General features: G+C 47.9%; 16 protein-coding genes. All 16 read left to right on the top strand.

From position 1 onward, the window contains the following. The first annotated feature begins 31 nt into the window (after positions 1–31). The 16 genes from rpsB to dnaE all read left to right on the top strand — a co-directional run bounded on the left by rpsB (position 32) and on the right by dnaE (position 18,554). Positions 32–757: a 30S ribosomal protein S2 gene (gene rpsB, locus MKA69_RS01410; protein WP_000179227.1), complete on the top strand. Its 726-nt coding sequence runs from the start codon at positions 32–34 to the stop codon at positions 755–757. 131 nt (positions 758–888) lie between these two features. Next, entirely contained in the window at positions 889–1,731 is an 843-nt protein-coding gene (tsf, locus tag MKA69_RS01405; protein WP_055027593.1) for a translation elongation factor Ts, read from the top strand. A gap of 183 nt (positions 1,732–1,914) precedes the next feature. After that, positions 1,915–2,646 (top strand): UMP kinase, encoded by a 732-nt coding sequence (pyrH, locus tag MKA69_RS01400; protein WP_000210549.1) that lies wholly within the window; start codon positions 1,915–1,917, stop codon positions 2,644–2,646. A gap of 53 nt (positions 2,647–2,699) precedes the next feature. Next, positions 2,700–3,257 carry a ribosome recycling factor gene (gene frr, locus MKA69_RS01395; protein WP_000606616.1) on the top strand — a complete coding sequence of 186 codons (558 nt, stop codon included), beginning with the start codon at positions 2,700–2,702 and terminating at the stop codon, positions 3,255–3,257. A gap of 90 nt (positions 3,258–3,347) precedes the next feature. Continuing rightward, positions 3,348–4,100 (top strand): polyprenyl diphosphate synthase, encoded by a 753-nt coding sequence (gene uppS / locus MKA69_RS01390; RefSeq protein WP_304572502.1) that lies wholly within the window; start codon positions 3,348–3,350, stop codon positions 4,098–4,100. A gap of 17 nt (positions 4,101–4,117) precedes the next feature. Further along, positions 4,118–4,960, top strand: coding sequence for a phosphatidate cytidylyltransferase (locus tag MKA69_RS01385; protein WP_000813570.1), 843 nt, complete (start codon positions 4,118–4,120; stop codon positions 4,958–4,960). A 46-nt stretch (positions 4,961–5,006) separates the two neighbouring features. Further along, positions 5,007–6,215, top strand: coding sequence for a 1-deoxy-D-xylulose-5-phosphate reductoisomerase (ispC, locus tag MKA69_RS01380; RefSeq protein WP_095456549.1), 1,209 nt, complete (start codon positions 5,007–5,009; stop codon positions 6,213–6,215). Further along, on the top strand, positions 6,212–7,570 hold the full coding sequence (gene rseP / locus MKA69_RS01375) for a sigma E protease regulator RseP (protein ID WP_305847387.1): 1,359 nt from the start codon (positions 6,212–6,214) through the stop codon (positions 7,568–7,570). Before ispC ends, rseP begins: the two co-directional genes overlap by 4 nt. Positions 7,571–7,618: 48 nt before the next feature. Then, positions 7,619–10,030 carry an outer membrane protein assembly factor BamA gene (gene bamA / locus MKA69_RS01370; protein WP_001240972.1) on the top strand — a complete coding sequence of 804 codons (2,412 nt, stop codon included), beginning with the start codon at positions 7,619–7,621 and terminating at the stop codon, positions 10,028–10,030. A 14-nt stretch (positions 10,031–10,044) separates the two neighbouring features. Continuing rightward, positions 10,045–10,554 (top strand): OmpH family outer membrane protein, encoded by a 510-nt coding sequence (locus MKA69_RS01365; RefSeq protein ID WP_009355384.1) that lies wholly within the window; start codon positions 10,045–10,047, stop codon positions 10,552–10,554. A 9-nt stretch (positions 10,555–10,563) separates the two neighbouring features. After that, on the top strand, positions 10,564–11,616 hold the full coding sequence (gene lpxD, locus MKA69_RS01360; RefSeq protein WP_305847386.1) for a UDP-3-O-(3-hydroxymyristoyl)glucosamine N-acyltransferase: 1,053 nt from the start codon (positions 10,564–10,566) through the stop codon (positions 11,614–11,616). Between the two features lie 108 nt (positions 11,617–11,724). After that, positions 11,725–12,156, top strand: a complete 432-nt coding sequence (gene fabZ, locus MKA69_RS01355; protein WP_009355382.1) for a 3-hydroxyacyl-ACP dehydratase FabZ — start codon at positions 11,725–11,727, stop codon at positions 12,154–12,156. 1 nt (position 12,157) lies between these two features. Further along, entirely contained in the window at positions 12,158–12,946 is a 789-nt protein-coding gene (lpxA, locus tag MKA69_RS01350; RefSeq protein ID WP_305847385.1) for an acyl-ACP--UDP-N-acetylglucosamine O-acyltransferase, read from the top strand. Positions 12,947–13,091: 145 nt separating this feature from the next. After that, positions 13,092–14,231, top strand: a complete 1,140-nt coding sequence (gene lpxB / locus MKA69_RS01345; RefSeq protein ID WP_055044234.1) for a lipid-A-disaccharide synthase — start codon at positions 13,092–13,094, stop codon at positions 14,229–14,231. 24 nt (positions 14,232–14,255) lie between these two features. Further along, positions 14,256–14,876 (top strand): ribonuclease HII, encoded by a 621-nt coding sequence (gene rnhB, locus MKA69_RS01340; RefSeq protein WP_055044235.1) that lies wholly within the window; start codon positions 14,256–14,258, stop codon positions 14,874–14,876. A 198-nt stretch (positions 14,877–15,074) separates the two neighbouring features. Continuing rightward, positions 15,075–18,554 carry a DNA polymerase III subunit alpha gene (gene dnaE / locus MKA69_RS01335; protein ID WP_305847384.1) on the top strand — a complete coding sequence of 1,160 codons (3,480 nt, stop codon included), beginning with the start codon at positions 15,075–15,077 and terminating at the stop codon, positions 18,552–18,554. The last annotated feature ends 52 nt before the right edge of the window (positions 18,555–18,606 follow it).

The raw sequence follows: 18,606 nt of genomic DNA, 5'->3' as shown, positions 1-18,606 counted from the left end.
GTGGAGGCCTAACCCCATAGAGGAATTTAAAATGGCATCTGTATCAATGCGCGATATGCTGACAGCGGGCGTACACTTCGGTCACCAAACTCGTTACTGGAACCCAAAAATGAAGCAATTCATTTTCGGTGCTCGTAACCGCGTTCACATCATCAACCTAGAAAAAACTGTACCAATGTTCAACGAAGCTCTAGCTGAGCTGGCAAAAGTTGGCGAGAAAAAAGGTAAAGTTCTGTTCGTAGGTACTAAGCGCGCTGCATCTGAGTCTGTTAAAGAAGCTGCTCTAGCAAGCAACCAATACTACGTTAACAACCGCTGGTTGGGCGGTATGCTGACTAACTGGAAAACTGTTCGTCAGTCAATCAAGCGTCTGAAAGAGCTGGAAGTTCAATCAACTGACGGTACTTTTGACAAGCTGACTAAGAAAGAAGCTCTAATGCGCACTCGCGAAATGGAGAAACTTGAAAAGTCTCTTGGTGGTATCAAAGATATGGGCGGCCTGCCTGACGCTCTGTTCGTAATCGACGCAGATCACGAGCACATCGCTATCAAAGAAGCGAACAACCTAGGTATTCCAGTATTTGCTGTTGTTGATACTAACTCTAGCCCAGACGGCGTTGACTACATCATCCCAGGTAACGACGACGCGATCCGCGCTGTTCAACTGTACCTGAATGCGGCTGCTGCTTCGATCAATGAAGGTCGTAACAAAGACGCTGTTGTAGCTGAAAAAGACGGTTTCGTAGAAGCGGAATAATCTCGGCTCTGAGTGAAACTTAGGCTATCTGCCATAATTGTGCAGCATAGGCCAAGTTATAGTTAGCATTGGGGGCCGATAATGTAGGCCCTCAATTTTTACCCAATCCAGAATTAACTGAGGAATAGAGAATGGCTGTTACTGCTGCTCTAGTAAAAGAACTGCGCGAGCGTACTGGCGCAGGTATGATGGAATGTAAGAAAGCCCTTGTTGAAACTAACGGTGACATCGAGCTGGCGATCGAAAACATGCGTAAGAGTGGTGCTGCTAAAGCTGCTAAAAAAGCTGGCAACATCGCTGCTGAAGGCACCATCATTATCAAAGAAGGCGAAGGCGTTGCGGCTCTGGTTGAAGTAAACTGCCAAACTGACTTCGTAGCAAAAGACGGCAGCTTCGTAGCATTTGCTAACCAAGTTGCTGACGCTGCTGTTGCTTCTAAAGCCTCTGTAGAAGAACTACAAGCGCAATTCGAAGAAGTTCGTGTTGCTCTAGTTGCGAAAATTGGTGAGAACATCAACATCCGTCGCGTTCAGTACGTTGAAGGCGCAACTCTGGCTACTTACCGTCACGGCGATCGTATCGGTGTAGTAGTTGCAGGTTCTACTGACGCAGAAACTCTGAAGCACGTTGCAATGCACGTTGCTGCTTCTCGTCCAGAATTCCTGACTCCAGACGACGTTCCAGCTGAAGTTGTTGCCAAAGAGCGTGAAGTTCAAGTTGGCATCGCAATGAACGAAGGCAAGCCAAAAGAAATCGCAGAGAAAATGGTTGAAGGCCGTATGAAGAAATTCACTGGCGAAGTTTCTCTGACTGGTCAACCATTCGTAATGGAACCAAAGAAAACTGTTGGCGAAATTCTGGCTGAGAAAGGCGTAGCAGTGACTGCGTTCGTTCGTCTTGAAGTAGGTGAAGGCATCGAGAAACAAGAAGGCCTGAGCTTTGCTGAAGAAGTAGCACTGGTGCAAAAAGGTTAATCCTAGCGCAATTGCTCAAAAAAAGACCGTGGCCATGGCTGCGGTCTTTTTACGATGAGTGCGTTGATTCGTTAAATGTGGCTAGAGCTGACACCTTGATTAGCCGTGATGAATAGATTTAAGTACACACTCAAATCTATTCATGACTGTTAATCCTCAACTCTCTTTGGAAGGTAAACTCCCATGACTACGAACCCTAAACCAGCTTATCAACGTATTTTGTTAAAACTAAGTGGTGAAGCGCTACAAGGCTCTGAAGGTTTTGGTATTGATCCTACGGTACTTGAGCGTATGGCTCAGGAAGTAAAAGAACTGGTTGAGCTGGGCGTACAAGTGGGCGTTGTGATTGGTGGGGGCAACCTGTTCCGTGGTGCTGGTCTTGCGAAAGCAGGCATGAACCGTGTTGTAGGTGATCACATGGGGATGTTGGCAACCGTGATGAACGGCTTGGCAATGCGTGATGCGTTGCATCGTGCTTATGTGAATGCGCGCTTGATGTCTGCTATCCCGCTAAATGGTGTGTGTGACGATTACAGCTGGTCTGATGCGATTCGTGAATTACGTCAAGGCCGAGTGGTCATTTTCGCGGCAGGTACAGGTAACCCATTCTTTACTACAGACTCAGCAGCGTGTTTGCGTGGTATTGAAATTGAAGCAGACGTGGTTCTCAAAGCGACGAAAGTGGATGGTGTTTACAGTGCTGACCCGGTAGCCAACCCAGATGCACAACTGTATGATAAGCTGACTTACAACGATGTGCTTGATAAAGAGCTGAAAGTGATGGATTTAGCCGCGTTCACTCTGGCTCGTGACCATAAAATGCCAATTCGTGTATTTAACATGAACAAACCTGGCGCACTTCGTCGCGTCGTTATGGGTGAAACTGAAGGTACATTGATCAGCGACGCGCTGTGATCAGTCTTGAAACTGAACGCTCTCGAAACGAAAACAAGAATTAAGGTGATATTGTGATTAATGAGATCAAAAAAGATGCGCAAGAGCGTATGGAGAAAAGTGTAGAAGCACTGAAAAATGGCCTGTCTAAAATTCGTACTGGCCGTGCTCACCCAAGTCTGCTCACAGGTATTTCTGTTGACTACTACGGCGCTCCAACTCCACTTAATCAGATTGCTAACGTGATTGCAGAAGATGCACGTACTTTGGCGATCACCGTATTTGATCGTGATTTAACTCAAAAAGTTGAAAAAGCGATCTTAATGTCTGATCTGGGTTTAAACCCAATGTCAGCAGGCACTATCATTCGTGTTCCACTGCCACCTCTGACGGAAGAGCGCCGTCGTGATCTGGTGAAAATTGTGCGTGGTGAAGCGGAAGGCGGTCGTGTTGCGGTGCGTAACATCCGTCGTGATGCGAACAACGATCTAAAAGGTCTGCTAAAAGATAAAGAAATTTCAGAAGATGATGAGCGTCGTGCACAAGAAGACATTCAGAAGCTGACTGATGCAGCCGTGAAGAAGATCGATGATGTTCTTGCTGCAAAAGAAAAAGAGCTGATGGAAGTTTAATCCACTGGCTTGGTGAACAGAACGCTGTGCTCGCAGCACAGCGTTTTTTTATGCTACTCTGCGCCTCTTTGATTGTTCGTTGTGTTTCTTATGCAAAATCTATCTCTTTCCCAAGATGTATTACCTAAGCATATTGCCATCATTATGGATGGGAATGGTCGCTGGGCGAAAGCACAGGGAAAACCGCGAGTGTTTGGCCATAAAAATGGTGTTGCTGCGGTTCGCAAAACAATTTCTACTTCTGCTCGTCTAGGGATCCAAGCGATTACCTTGTTTGCCTTTAGCAGTGAAAACTGGCGTCGACCAGAAGAAGAAGTGGGCGTGCTGATGGAACTCTTTATCACGGTGCTTTCCACCGAGATAAAAAAACTGCATAAAAATAACCTTCGTCTACGCGTGATTGGAGATAAAAGCCGCTTTAGTGAGCGCTTACAATCGAAAATAGCGCAAGCCGAACAATTAACGGCTAGCAATACGGGCATGGTGGTGAACATTGCTGCGAATTACGGTGGTCAGTGGGACATTTTGCAAGCTACCCAAGCACTAGCAGAAAAAGTCACACAAGGTGAATTACAGCCAACCGATATTGATGAAGCCGTGTTTAAGCAACATCTCACAATGGCCGATCTGCCGGATGTGGACTTGTTGATCCGTACTAGCGGAGAGTGCCGCATTAGTAATTTTATGCTTTGGCAACTTGCCTACGCAGAAATGTATTTTACTCCAGTCTTCTGGCCTGAATTCGATGAAAACTGCCTGATTGAAGCAGTGACTTGGTTTGTTAATCGCGAGCGCCGTTTTGGCTGCACTGGTGAACAAATCAAGGCATTGATGGAAAACTGAATATAGGACTTCTCAATTTGAAGCAGCGAATCATTACAGCGCTTGTTCTCGCGCCTTTGGTGATCCTTGGCATTATCTATTTGCCTTTTGCTTGGTTTATGCTGGCGCTTGCCGTGGTGACTTTACTTGGGTTCTGGGAATGGACTCAGTTCGTGAACCAGCCATCACGGATTCTGGCAATGATCCCTGCGCTAGTGTGTGGTGGGATCAGTCTTGCATTGATTGATTTTGAATTTCCAGCCATCGGTAATATTAGTGCGCCCCATTTTGCCGTGCTTGGTCTCGGTGGTATATGGTGGTTGGTGGCGAGCGGCTTAGCGATCACTTATCCACGCTCTCGTCCGTTATGGGAACACTCAAGCAGTGTACGTCATCTCTTTGGATTGCTGACGCTAGTGCCATTCTTTTGGAGTGTGCTGTTTTTGCGCGCTCATTCTTACCTCGCCGATCCTTTTTATGGCGCAAAACTTGTGCTCTTCGTCTGTTTTCTGGTTTGGGCCGCAGACAGCGGGGCCTATTTTGTGGGAAAAAGTCTAGGTAAACACAAAATGGCGCCCGCAGTCAGTCCCAATAAAACTATTGAAGGGTTAGTCGGTGGCGTGGTTACGGCTATGCTCGTAGGGTACTGGGTTGCTGAAGGGTTTGGCCTTCAATTTAGCTCTATGCCGGCAATGTTGTTGATTATTTTGCTGACCGTGGTGATTTCAGTGTTGGGCGATCTGGTCGAAAGTATGTTTAAACGTGTCTCTGGCATTAAAGACAGCAGCAATATCATACCGGGACATGGCGGCATTTTGGATCGAATTGATAGCCTGACGGCTGCTTTCCCAGTGTTTACACTTCTCTATTTCTTGTTCTAATCATCGGGCTGCCCAGGCAGCCTGATGCACAATAGCGGTTTTCACTATGCGTAAACTAACCATCTTAGGCGCCACCGGTTCGATTGGAGCCAGCACCCTTAAAGTGATTGCCCAAAATCCACAGCAGTTTTCGATTGTTGCTTTAGTTGCTGGGGGCAATGTGGCCAAAATGCACCAGCTTTGCCAGCAATGGCAACCTAAATATGCGGTGATGGCAACGGCTCAGGCGGCAGCCGAGTTGCAACAGTTACTAAAAAGTCATGCGATCCCCACTGAAGTCTTATACGGTGAACAAGCGATGTGCCAAGTCGCGGCGCTGGATGAAGTGGATACGGTCATGGCGGCGATTGTCGGTGCGGCGGGTTTGTTACCCACGATGGCGGCGGTGAAAGCGGGCAAACGAGTGTTGCTCGCCAATAAAGAGGCATTGGTCATGTCTGGCCAACTGTTTATTGATGCTGTGGCGCAATCGGGCGCGGAGTTAATGCCGGTTGATAGTGAGCATAATGCTATTTTTCAATGTTTACCGCGTGAGATCCAAACACAGCTTGGCCGCTGTGATTTATCGCAGCACGGTATTAGCCATATTTTACTGACGGGTTCAGGTGGTCCATTCCGTTACAGTGATCTTTCGATCCTAGAGAGTGTGACTCCCGAACAGGCGATTGCTCATCCTAACTGGTCGATGGGGCCTAAGATCTCCGTGGATTCGGCCACCATGATGAACAAAGGCCTCGAATACATTGAAGCCAAGTGGTTGTTTAATACATCGCGTGAACAGCTTAAGGTGTTGATTCACCCTCAATCCGTGATCCATTCTATGGTGCAATACCAAGATGGTTCAGTGATTGCGCAGTTGGGGGAGCCTGATATGGCAACCCCGATCTCCTATGCTATGGCTTATCCAGAACGGGTGACAGCCGGTGTACCAGCGCTTGATTTTACGCGTTTGCAGCAACTGACTTTTATGGATGTCGATTTTGCTCGTTACCCATGTTTGCAATTGGCTATGGATGCTTGTTTCCTTGGCCAACATGCGACGACCTCGCTCAATGCGGCGAATGAAGTCGCGGTTGACGCCTTTTTAAAACGGAAAATACGTTTCACTGACATCGCCGCGATCAATGATCAGGTATTGTCTAAGGTCTGTGCGACCAATACCGAGTTACATTGCCGTGACTTGGAAAGCCTGCTTGAGCTAGATACAATGGCCCGACATTTTGCCCACCAAGTATTGAAAGAGCGTCAACCATGAACGACATCTTATGGAACTTCATCGCCTTTATTGTTGCGCTAGGCATTTTAGTGGCAGTGCATGAATTTGGACATTTCTGGGTTGCCAGACGTTGCGGTGTAAAAGTCGAAAAATTCTCCATCGGTTTTGGTAAATCGATTTGGAAACGCATGGGGCGTGATGGCACCGAATATAGCCTATCTATGATCCCGCTTGGCGGTTACGTCAAAATGTTGGATGGACGGGTCGATGATGTACCTGCCGAACAACAGGCTATGGCGTTTGATAAGCAGTCGCTCTGGAAACGCTCGGCAATTGTGAGCGCAGGCCCTCTCTTCAATTTTCTGTTCGCTATCTTTGCCTATTGGCTGATGTTTATGATCGGTGTCCCAGCGGTCAAACCTGTGATTGGCGGAGTCACACCATACTCGATTGCAGCTCAAGCGGGGCTTGAGTCGGGCATGGAGATTAAAGCGGTCTCTGGCGTGACTACCCCAGACTGGGAATCGGTGAATATGGGCTTGGTTGGTCATATTGGTGATGACAGTATGACGCTTACCGTTTCATCAGCAGAAGGCGTTGGGCTCGACGAAATCAAGACAATTAATCTGCGTGATTGGAACTTTGACCCAGAAACAGAGTCTGCTATGAGGGCGCTTGGCTTTAAGCCATTTACCCCTGAAATATCAAACCAATTGGTCAGTGTGGCAGCACAAGGTGCTGGTGAGCGATCAGGGTTGCAAGTGGGTGATATTCTTTTGCAAATCAATGGCCAAGCAATTGAACATTGGCAGCAAGTTGTGAATGCGATTCAAAACCATCCTAACGCGCCGCTCCCTGTCGTGGTTGAGCGCGCTGGGCAAAAAATCGAGCTCTCACTGACACCGGATAGTCGTGAACTTTCGCAAGGAAAAGTGATCGGCTTTGCGGGAATCGCACCAAAAGTCGCAGAATGGCCGCAAAGCTATCGATTTGAATTGCAATTTGGTGTATTTGAGTCGCTGAGCAAAGCAGTTGAAAAAAGTGGACAAGTGATTGACCTGACGGTCAGTATGTTAAAAAAACTGCTAGTAGGGGATGTGGGGTTGAACAACCTTAGCGGCCCGATTTCTATTGCCAAAGGGGCAGGAACAACTGCGGACTATGGCTTTGTCTACTTTTTAGGTTTTTTAGCGTTGATCAGCATTAACCTTGGCATTATTAATTTGGTGCCACTGCCAATGTTGGATGGGGGTCATCTGCTGTTTTTCATGATTGAAGCGGTGATCCGTCGTCCGGTACCTGAAAAGGTTCAGGAAATGGGTTACCGGATTGGTGGTGCCATCATTTTCTCTTTAATGGCCGTTGCAATCTTTAACGATTTTACTCGCCTGTGATTGATAAACATTAGGCAAGAGTTGTAGTAAGGAAGAACTCAAAACAATATGGCGATGAAACAGATTCTGCTCGCGACATTACTTGCCACGAGCGTGTCGGCGAATGGTGCCGAAAAATTTGTGGTACAGGACATCCAGATTAATGGTCTGCAACGGGTGGCGTTAGGTGCTGCATTACTGAAAATGCCCGTTCGGGTTGGCGATAGTGTTGATTCACAAGATGTTGCTAACATTATCAAGGCGTTGTACACCTCCGGCAACTTTGAAGATGTCAAAGTGCTGCGTGATGGCAATACCTTGGTCGTTCAAGTGAAAGAGCGTCCAACGATTGCGAGCGTGTCATTCTCTGGCAATAAAGCGATCAAAGAAGAGCAGCTCAAACAAAACTTGGAAGCTTCTAATATCCGAGTGGGTGAGGCGCTCGATCGCACCACGCTAAGCAATATCGAAAAAGGCTTAGAAGATTTCTACTACAGCGTGGGTAAATACAACGCGACTGTGAAAGCGGTTGTGACACCACTGCCTCGTAATCGTGCGGACCTCAAGTTTGTCTTTACTGAGGGCGTGTCAGCCAAGATCCAGCAAATTAACTTCATCGGTAACCAAGTGTTTAGCGATGAAGAACTGTTGTCTCGTTTTAACCTCAATGTGGATGTGTCTTGGTGGAACTTCTTAGCTGACGATAAGTACAAGAAGCAGGTATTGGCGGGTGATATTGAAGCACTGCGTACCTACTATTTGGATCGTGGTTATTTGAAGTTTCAGGTCGATAGCACACAAGTCGCGATTTCTCCCGATAAAAAGGGTGTTTACATTACGCTCAACCTGAATGAGGGCGAGCCGTACACGGTGAGCAAAGTGCAGTTCCGTGGCGAACTGATGGGCAAAGAAGCAGAGTTCACCTCGCTCATCCCATTTGAAATCGGAGAAACCTACAATGGTTCTTCGGTGACAAGGCTTGAGGAAAGTGTCAAGAAAGTGCTGGGTGAGGCAGGATATGCCTATCCTCAAGTGCGCACTATTCCTGAATTTGATGATGAAAAGCAGCAAGTATCACTGGTGGTTCATGTTGAAGCGGGTAAGCGTATTTATGTGCGTGATATTCGTTTTGTCGGCAACAACAGCACACGTGATGAAGTGCTACGCCGTGAAATGCGTCAAATGGAAGGTTCGTGGCTGAACTCGAAAGATATTGAAACGGGTAAAACTCGTCTTAATCGTCTAGGCTTCTTTGAAACCGTAGAAGTACAAACCGTTCGAGTCCCCGGCAGCGAAGACCAAGTTGATTTAGTCTACAGCGTGAAAGAAGCGAACTCCGGCAGTGTTAACTTTGGCATCGGTTACGGCACGGAATCAGGCGTGAGTTTCCAAGTCGGTTTGAAACAAGATAACTTCCTAGGCAGCGGTAACTTGGTGGGCATCAACGCGATGATCAACGATTACCAGAAAAACCTGACCTTGGAATACCGAGACCCTTACTGGAACCTTGATGGTGTTAGTTTAGGTGGTAAAGTTTTCTATAACCAGTTCGAAGCTTCTGAAGCGGGGATCGTTGACTATACCAACGAAAGCTACGGTATGAATCTGACGTGGGGTTTCCCATTTGATGAGTTGAACCGTTTCGAGTTCGGGGTCGGATATACCCACAATAAACTGGGTAACCTAACGCCTTACTTACAGGTGGAAAAGTTCCTTGCGGCGCAGTCGAATAATATCGATTCAGAAGGCAACCTGTTAACCAATGATTTTGATTTCAACCTGTCATGGACGCGTAATAACCTAAACAGCAGTTATTTCCCGACAGCAGGTAACCATCAACGTGCTTCGTACAAAATGACTGTGCCGGGCTCTGATGCTCAGTACTTCAAGCTGCAATACGATGTGCGCCAATACTTCCCGTTAACCAAGAAGCATGAGTTTACCTTGCTACTGCGTGGACGTTTAGGTTATGGAAATGGCTACGGGCAAACCGATGGAAAAGATAACCTGTTCCCATTTTATGAGAACTTCTATGCGGGCGGCTTTACCTCATTACGTGGTTTTGGGTCAAACTCTGCAGGTCCTAAAGCGGTATACCGTGATTATTCCGGTTCAAATAATGGTTCGGATACAGCGACGGATGATTCAGTGGGTGGTAACGCCATCGCTTTGGCGAGCGTGGAACTGATTGTGCCAACCCCATTTGCTTCGGATGAAGTACGTAATCAAATTCGTACCAGCATTTTCTACGATATGGCGAGCGTGTGGGATACCGAGTTCGATTATCGTAATCATGCAGCCTATGGCGACCAGTATTACTACGACTACTCAGATCCAACGAAGTATCGCTCATCTTACGGCGTTGCTTTGCAGTGGGTTTCACCAATGGGGCCTCTGGTATTCTCACTGGCTAAACCTATTAAAATTTATGAGGGTGACAATGAGGAATTCTTCACCTTCACTATCGGAAGAACCTTCTAGGAGAGGAACATATTTTGAAAAACATGATCAAAGCAGCCGGTCTTGGCCTAATTATTCTTAGCTCATCTATGGTGGCTAATGCGGCTGATGCAGCGCAGAAAATTGGCTACATCAATACTGCGCAGGTGTTCCAAGCCTTGCCTCAGCGCGAAGTCGTTTTGCAAAAAATGCAAGAAGAGTTCAAAGATAAAGCGGCTGAACTGCAAGCGATTCAAGCCGATGCAAAAACCAAAATTGAAAAGCTCAAGCGTGATGGTCAGTTGATGGGTCAAGACGAGATTGAAAAACTGCGTATTGAAATTGGCCAACTAGACAGCAAATTCAAAATTAAATCTCAGGCACTTGAGCAAGCTTCAGCCCGTCGCGAAGCCGAAGAGAAGCAAAAACTGTTCAAAGTCATTCAAGATGCAGTTAAGAAAGTCGCAGAGAAAGAAGGCTACGACATCGTGATTGATACCAGCGCAATGCAATACGGCAAGCCTGAGCACAATCTGTCTGAAAAAGTGATTAAAGCCATTAAATAATCGAACATTATGACTACATTAACTTTAGCCGAATTGGCTACCATCACCGGGGGGGAGTTACACGGTGATCCAACCGCACTGGTTAGTGCGGTTGCGCCTATGGATAAGGCACAGCTTGGAAATGTGACATTTCTGTCTAATCCTAAATACAGTAAGCACTTAAGTGAGTGTAAAGCCACCGTCATCATGGTTAAAGCCAGTGAGCGTGAACTTTGCCCGGGCAATGCTTTAGTCGTTGCCGATCCTTATGTGGCTTTTGCTAAAGTGACTCAGGCGTTAGATTCTACCCCTGCACCTGCACATGGTATTGCTCCTAGTGCGGTGGTTGCTGAAGATGCGAAGTTAGGTAGTAACGTTTCGATTGGTGCCAATGCCGTGATTGAGTCAGGCGTACAGCTTGGTGATAACGTGGTGGTTGGCGCGGGTTGTTTTATTGGTAAGCAGGCGCGTTTGGGTGATAACACCAAACTCTGGGCCAATGTCACCGTCTATCATAAGGTGGAAATTGGTTCAGACTGCTTAATTCAATCGGGTACTGTGATTGGCGCTGACGGTTTTGGTTATGCGAATGAACGTGGCGAATGGATCAAAATTCCTCAGTTGGGTTCCGTTCGTATTGGTGATCGTGTAGAAATCGGTGCTTGCACCACCATCGATCGCGGTGCGTTGGATGACACGGTGATTGAAGATAACGTGATTATCGATAACCAACTGCAAATCGCGCATAACGTGCACATCGGATATGGTAGCGCGCTTGCGGGTGGTACAGTCATCGCCGGCAGCACACGTATCGGTAAGTACTGTATTATAGGTGGCGCTAGCGTGATTAACGGCCATATCGAGATTGCCGATGGGGTAACCATCACTGGCATGGGCATGGTGATGCGCAGCATTGAGGAAAAGGGGATGTACTCTTCTGGTATTCCTCTGCAAACCAATAAAGAGTGGCGCAAAACCGCTGCCCGAGTACACCGCATTGAAGATATGCATAAGCGACTGAAAGCTCTAGAAAAACAGCTTGAGCAATCAGACACTGAGCAGCCTGATAATTCACAAGCGTAATTGGCTGACACCAAAGGCTCGCATCTTGCGAGTCTTTTCGCTGTTGGGTATCCCCTTATTTATTTTTACACAAACAGGATGATGACTTTGACTACTGACAAGAAAACGATGAACATCACTGAAATTCAATCGCTTCTTCCGCACCGCTATCCATTTTTGCTGATCGATCGCGTGACCGATTATGAAGAAGGCAAGTACCTGATTGGTTTGAAAAATGTTTCAGTGAACGAGCCTCAGTTTACCGGTCATTTTCCACAACTGCCGGTTTTCCCCGGCGTACTGATTTTAGAAGCCATGGCGCAAGCTACTGGCTTATTGGCGTTTAAAACCTTTGGTGCGCCAAAAGAAAATGAACTGTACTACTTCGCAAGCATTGATGAAGCGAAGTTCCGTAAGCCAGTTACCCCAGGCGATCAACTGATGATTGAAGTTGAATTTCTAAAAGAGCGCCGCGGTATTGCACTGTTTAACGGTGTTGCCAGAGTCGATGGTGATGTCGTTTGCTCTGCTCAACTTAAATGCGCACGTCGAGAGTTTTAAGATGATTCACGAATCAGCACAAATTCACCCAACTTCTGTAGTGGAAGACGGTGCCATTATTGGCGCTAACGTAAAAATTGGCCCTTTTTGTTATGTGGACGGCAAGGTGGAGATCGGTGAAGGCACCGAGCTTATGTCTCATGTTGTGGTCAAAGGTCCAACGAAAATCGGTTGTTTCAACCGTATTTTCCAGTTTGCTTCGATTGGTGAAGCGTGTCAGGACCTGAAATACGCAGGTGAAGATACTCAACTCATCATTGGCGATCGCAATACCATTCGTGAAAGCGTGACGATGCACCGTGGTACGGTACAAGACAAAGGCATCACTATCGTGGGTAGCGACAACCTATTTATGATCAATGCTCACGTTGCACATGACTGTGTGATTGGCGATCGCTGTATTTTTGCCAATAACGCCACGTTGGCGGGCCACGTCAAAGTGGGCAACCAAGCGATTGTCGGCGGCATGTCTGCTATCCATCAGTTCTGCCATATTGGTGACCATTGTATGCTGGGCGGCGGCTCCATCGTGGTACAAGATGTGCCACCGTATGTCATGGCGCAAGGTAACCACTGTGCACCTTTCGGTATTAACGTGGAAGGCTTAAAGCGTCGTGGCTTTGAAAAGGCAGAAATCCATGCGATTCGCCGTGCGTACAAATCGCTGTACCGCAATGGCTTGACGCTAGAAGCCGCAAAAGCCGAAATTGCTCAAGAAGCAGAACAGTTCCCAAGTGTGAAAGTGTTCCTCGATTTTCTTGAGAAATCCGAGCGCGGCATCATCCGCTGATCGGTTGATGCTCATTCACTTACTCAGTGCAGTGAATTGACGGATAAATTGAAAGATCGCTGCGACTCTCAGCGATCTTTTGCATTTTTAGCCTCTGCTGACTTGCAGTCCAGAGAAGAGTCTCTTTCAACGGTGGAGAAATAGGGTGAACAGACCATTACGGATTGGCATCGTGGTAGGCGAACTTTCAGGTGATACCTTAGGTGAAGGTTTCATTAAGGCGGTGCGTACACGTTACCCCGATGCGGAATTTGTCGGTATCGGTGGACCGAAGATGATCGAGCTTGGCTGTGAGTCTCTGTTTGATATGGAAGAGCTTGCCGTCATGGGGCTGGTCGAAGTGCTTGGGCGTTTACCGCGTTTGTTGAAAGTGAAAGCCGAACTGGTCAAATATTTCACAGCCAATCCGCCAGATGTATTTGTCGGCATTGATGCCCCTGATTTTAACTTGCGCCTTGAACTGAGCCTTAAACAAGCTGGGATCAAAACCGTACATTATGTTAGCCCATCGGTCTGGGCGTGGCGACAAAATCGTATTCATGGCATTGCCGCTGCCACCCATCTGGTACTGGCTTTTCTGCCGTTTGAGAAAGCGTTTTACGACAAATTCAATGTACCTTGTGAGTTTATCGGTCACACCTTAGCGGACTCCATCCCATTAGAGTCCGATAAGTTAGCCGCTCGCCAACTGCTAGGTCTGGATGAGCAGCGCCGCTGGTTAGCCGTTTTGCCAGGTAGTCGTGGTGGTGAGATGAAAATGCTCGCCGAACCGTTTATTAAAACTTGCCAACAGTTGCAGACTCGCTATCCAGAATTGGGCTTTGTTGTCGCGTTAGTGAATGCTAAACGCCGCGCACAATTTGAAGAAGCATGGAAACGAGTTGCTCCAGAACTTAACTTTGTGTTGGTGGATGATACCGCGCGCAATGTGATTACGGCATCCGATGCCGTCATGTTGGCTTCCGGAACCGTAGCGCTGGAATGCATGCTAATTAAGCGTCCTATGGTGGTGGGCTACCGCGTGAATGCGTTTACGGCATTTTTGGCTAAACACTTGCTGAAAACGCCTTATGTTTCTTTGCCGAATATTCTGGCCGGTGAAGAGTTGGTGAAAGAGCTGCTGCAAGATAATTGCACGGTCGATAATCTTTGCCATGAAGTGAGCCGTTTGCTCGACAGTGATAACCAAGCGTTGATGAGTAAATTCACTGAAATGCATCAATGGATCCGTAAAGATGCGGATCAGCAAGCGGCGCAAGCTGTACTGCATTTGATTCAGAAATAAAATTAATAAGATTGAGAACATACCATGGCGAAGAAACCAAACATTGAGCTGCCTCCGTTTGAGATTCCGGCAGGTTATGCCCTGATTGCGGGAGTGGATGAAGTCGGGCGCGGCCCATTGGTGGGGGATGTCGTCACGGCGGCGGTGATCCTTGACCCTAATCGGCCGATTGAGGGCTTGAATGATTCCAAAAAGCTCAGTGAGAAAAAACGCTTAGCGCTTTTTCCAGAGATTCAGGAAAAAGCCTTAGCTTGGGCGGTGGGACGCTGTTCACCACAAGAAATTGATGAGCTGAACATCTTCCAAGCCACTATGGTTGCCATGCAGCGCGCGGTGGCCGGATTGGCGGTTCAACCCGATTTGGTGTTGGTGGATGGGAATAAAGTGCCTCAACTGCCGATGGAAGCACAAGCCGTGGTCAAAGGCGATCTGCGTGTCGCGCAAATCAGTGCGGCTTCGATTATTGCCAAAGTGATCCGCGATCACGAGATGGAAGAGCTAGATAAGCAATACCCTCAATTTGGTTTTGCCAAACACAAAGGCTACCCAACCGCCGTGCATTTCGCCGCCATTGAGCAGCATGGCGTGATTGAGCAGCATCGTAAAAGTTTTGGCCCAGTAAAACGTGCTCTTGGCCTAGAATAAGCAACTGAAAGCCAACGCAGATTAACGTATACCCTTCCTACTTGAAGCTGTAGCGGCGTTGGCTACGTTTGTTCACCCCAATCACATAGTTTATCTATGTTCATGGGGATTCACTCTCTTGCCGCCTACCTGCAACTCCAAGTAGTTTTGGTATAGAATAGAGCGCAATTGCGTTTCCCAGACTCGGATATTCCTTGCATGTCAGACCCAAAGTTCATCCACTTACGTGTTCACAGTGATTTCTCAATGGTGGATGGTTTGTCCAAAGTGCCACCTTTGGTGAAAAAAGTGGCGGCAATGGGCATGCCAGCAATGGCGTTGACCGATTTCACTAACTTGTGTGGCTTGGTTAAATTTTACAGCACCGCGCATAATTGCGGGATCAAGCCGATCATCGGTGCCGATTTCATGCTGCAATCGGAAGAGTTTGGTGATGAACTGACCAAGCTGACCCTGCTTGCCAAAAATAACATCGGTTATAAAAACCTCACCTTATTGATTTCCCAAGCCTATTTGCGCGGCCATGTTCAACATCAACCTGTACTTGATAAAGCATGGTTGATTGAGCACGCCGAAGGCTTGATTGTGCTTTCGGGGGGTAAGAGTGGTGAAGTCGGGCGTGCTTTGCTAAAAGGTAACCAACAACAAGTTGAGAAGTGCCTTGAGTTTTACCAAACCCACTTTGCTGACCACTTCTATTTAGAGTTAATCCGCACCGGACGCGCAGATGAAGAGAGCTACCTTCACTTTGCACTTGATGTTGCCGAGCAGTATGAACTGCCAGTGGTCGCGACCAATGAAGTGGTGTTCATTACGGAAGAATCCTTTGAAGCGCATGAGATCCGAGTCGCGATTCATGATGGTTATACGCTCGAAGACCCGCGTCGCCCGAAAAATTACAGCCCTAAACAATATCTGCGCACTGAAGCGGAAATGTGCGAGCTGTTTGCGGATATTCCCGAAGCACTGGAAAACAGCGTGGAGATTGCCAAGCGTTGTAACGTAACGGTGCGCTTAGGCGAATATTTCCTGCCTAACTTCCCAACCGAAGGCATGGCGATTGAAGACTTCCTCGTGATGAAATCCCGTGAAGGTTTGGAAGATCGACTCGAATTCCTTTTCCCTGATCCAGAAGTCCGTGCACAGCGCCGCCCAGAATATGATGAGCGCTTGCAAATCGAACTCGATGTTATCAACCAGATGGGTTTCCCCGGTTACTTCTTGATCGTGATGGAGTTTATCCAGTGGTCAAAAGATAACGATATTCCGGTAGGGCCGGGGCGGGGTTCGGGTGCCGGTTCGTTAGTGGCGTATGCACTGAAAATCACCGATCTTGATCCGCTCGAATACGATCTGCTGTTCGAACGCTTCTTAAACCCAGAGCGGGTATCCATGCCCGACTTCGACGTCGATTTCTGTATGGATAAACGTGACCAAGTGATTGATCACGTAGCAGAAATGTATGGTCGTGATGCGGTATCACAAATCATTACCTTCGGTACCATGGCGGCGAAAGCGGTGATTCGCGATGTGGGGCGAGTGCTTGGTCATCCGTTCGGTTTTGTCGATCGCATTTCCAAATTAGTGCCGCCCGATCCGGGCATGACGCTCGAAAAAGCCTTTATCGCCGAGCCTGCACTGCAAGAGCTGTATGACGCGGATGAAGAAGTCAAAGAGCTGATCGACAAGTGTCGCATTCTAGAAGGTTGTACTCGAAACGCTGGTAAGCACGCAGGTGGCGTGGTGATTTCACCGACTGCCATCACTGACTTTGCTCCAATTTACTGTGATGCAGAAGGTAACTTCCCCGTTACTCAGTTCGATAAGAACGATGTAGAAACCGCCGGCCTGGTCAAGTTTGACTTCTTGGGGCTGCGCACCCTCACCATCATTGACTGGGCGTTGGGGCTGGTTAACCCGCGTTTGAAAAAAGCAGGCAAACCACCGGTACGGATTGAAGCGATCCCGCTCGATGATGCGCGCTCTTTCCGTAACCTACAAGATGCCAAAACCACCGCGGTATTCCAGCTTGAATCGCGTGGTATGAAAGAGCTGATTAAGCGACTACAGCCAGACTGTTTTGAAGACATCATCGCTTTGGTGGCGCTGTTTCGTCCGGGGCCGTTGCAATCGGGCATGGTGGATAACTTTATCGACCGTAAACATGGTCGTGAAGCCATCTCGTATCCGGATGAAAAGTGGCAACATGAATCGCTCAAAGAGATCCTAGAACCGACCTACGGCATCATCCTCTATCAAGAACAGGTGATGCAGATTGCGCAGGTGCTTTCTGGTTATACCTTGGGTGGGGCAGATATGTTGCGCCGTGCAATGGGTAAGAAAAAACCGGAAGAGATGGCCAAACAGCGCGCCGTATTCCAAGAAGGGGCTGAAAATAACGGCGTTGATGGTGAGTTGGCGATGAAAATCTTCGATCTGGTGGAAAAATTCGCCGGATACGGATTTAACAAATCGCACTCTGCCGCTTATGCGCTGGTTTCCTATCAAACCTTATGGTTGAAAACCCACTATCCAGCCGAGTTCATGGCGGCGGTAATGACCGCTGATATGGATAACACGGAAAAAGTGGTTGGCTTGGTGGATGAGTGTAAAAACATGGGATTGACCGTGTTGCCACCGGACATCAACTCCGGCTTGTATCGCTTTAACGTGGATGACAACGGTGCGATTGTTTACGGCATCGGTGCTATCAAAGGCGTGGGGGAAGGCCCGATTGAAGCGATTCTTGAAGCGCGTAACAAAGACGGTTACTTCAAAGATTTGTTTGATTTCTGCGCGCGAATTGATCTGAAAAAGGTCAACAAGCGCGTGATTGAAAAACTGATTTTGGCCGGTGCGCTAGACAGATTAGGGCCACATCGCGCCGCGATGATGGCCTCAGTGGATGATGCGGTACGTGCAGCAAGCCAACATCACCAAGCGGAAGCGTTTGGACAAGCGGATATGTTCGGTGTGCTCACCGATGCGCCAGAAGAAGTCGAGCAGAAATACACGCAAGTGCCAGAATGGCCGGAAAAAGTACGTTTGGAAGGGGAGCGCGAGACGCTTGGGCTGTATCTCACCGGCCATCCAGTCGATGAATACCTGAAAGAGCTGACCAAATACACCAGTTGCCGCTTGAATGAAGCCGCGCCAACACGGCGTGATCAATCGTTAACTGTTGCCGGATTAGTAATTGCCGCGCGGGTGATGACCACCAAACGCGGTACGCGAATTGGTTTAATGACGCTGGATGACCGTTCGGGTCGCATGGAAGTAATGCTCTACTCAGAAGCATTAGATCGGTATGCAGAATGGTTAGAAAAAGATAAAATTCTGGTGGTTTCCGGACAGGTCAGCTTTGATGACTTCAATGGCGGACTTAAAATGTCGGCGCGCGAGGTCATGGACTTGGGCAGCGCGCGTGAAAAATTTGCCCGCGGTTTATCGATCTCGATTTTACAGTCGCAGATTGATCAACAATTTTTTGAGCGTTTTAGTCACATACTGGAACCTCACCGCGCAGGAACCGTACCTGTCAATGTATACTACCAGCGCCCTGATGCGCGAGCGCGCCTGACGTTAGGCACAGAGTGGCGAGTCACGCCAAGCGATACATTGTTAGACGAATTAAAGCAGCTACTTGGTAACGATCAGGTAGAACTCGAATTTAACTAAAATTCAGCCAGTGCGCACTGAGGGTGGCATGGCTGAGTCACAAAGGATCGAT

This window comes from Vibrio sp. AH4, assembly GCF_030710545.1.
In the GTDB taxonomy this organism is placed as follows: Bacteria; Pseudomonadota; Gammaproteobacteria; order Enterobacterales; family Vibrionaceae; genus Vibrio; species Vibrio metoecus.
Note: the sequence above shows the minus strand (reverse complement) of the source record. Positions and strands in the feature narration are given on the sequence as shown.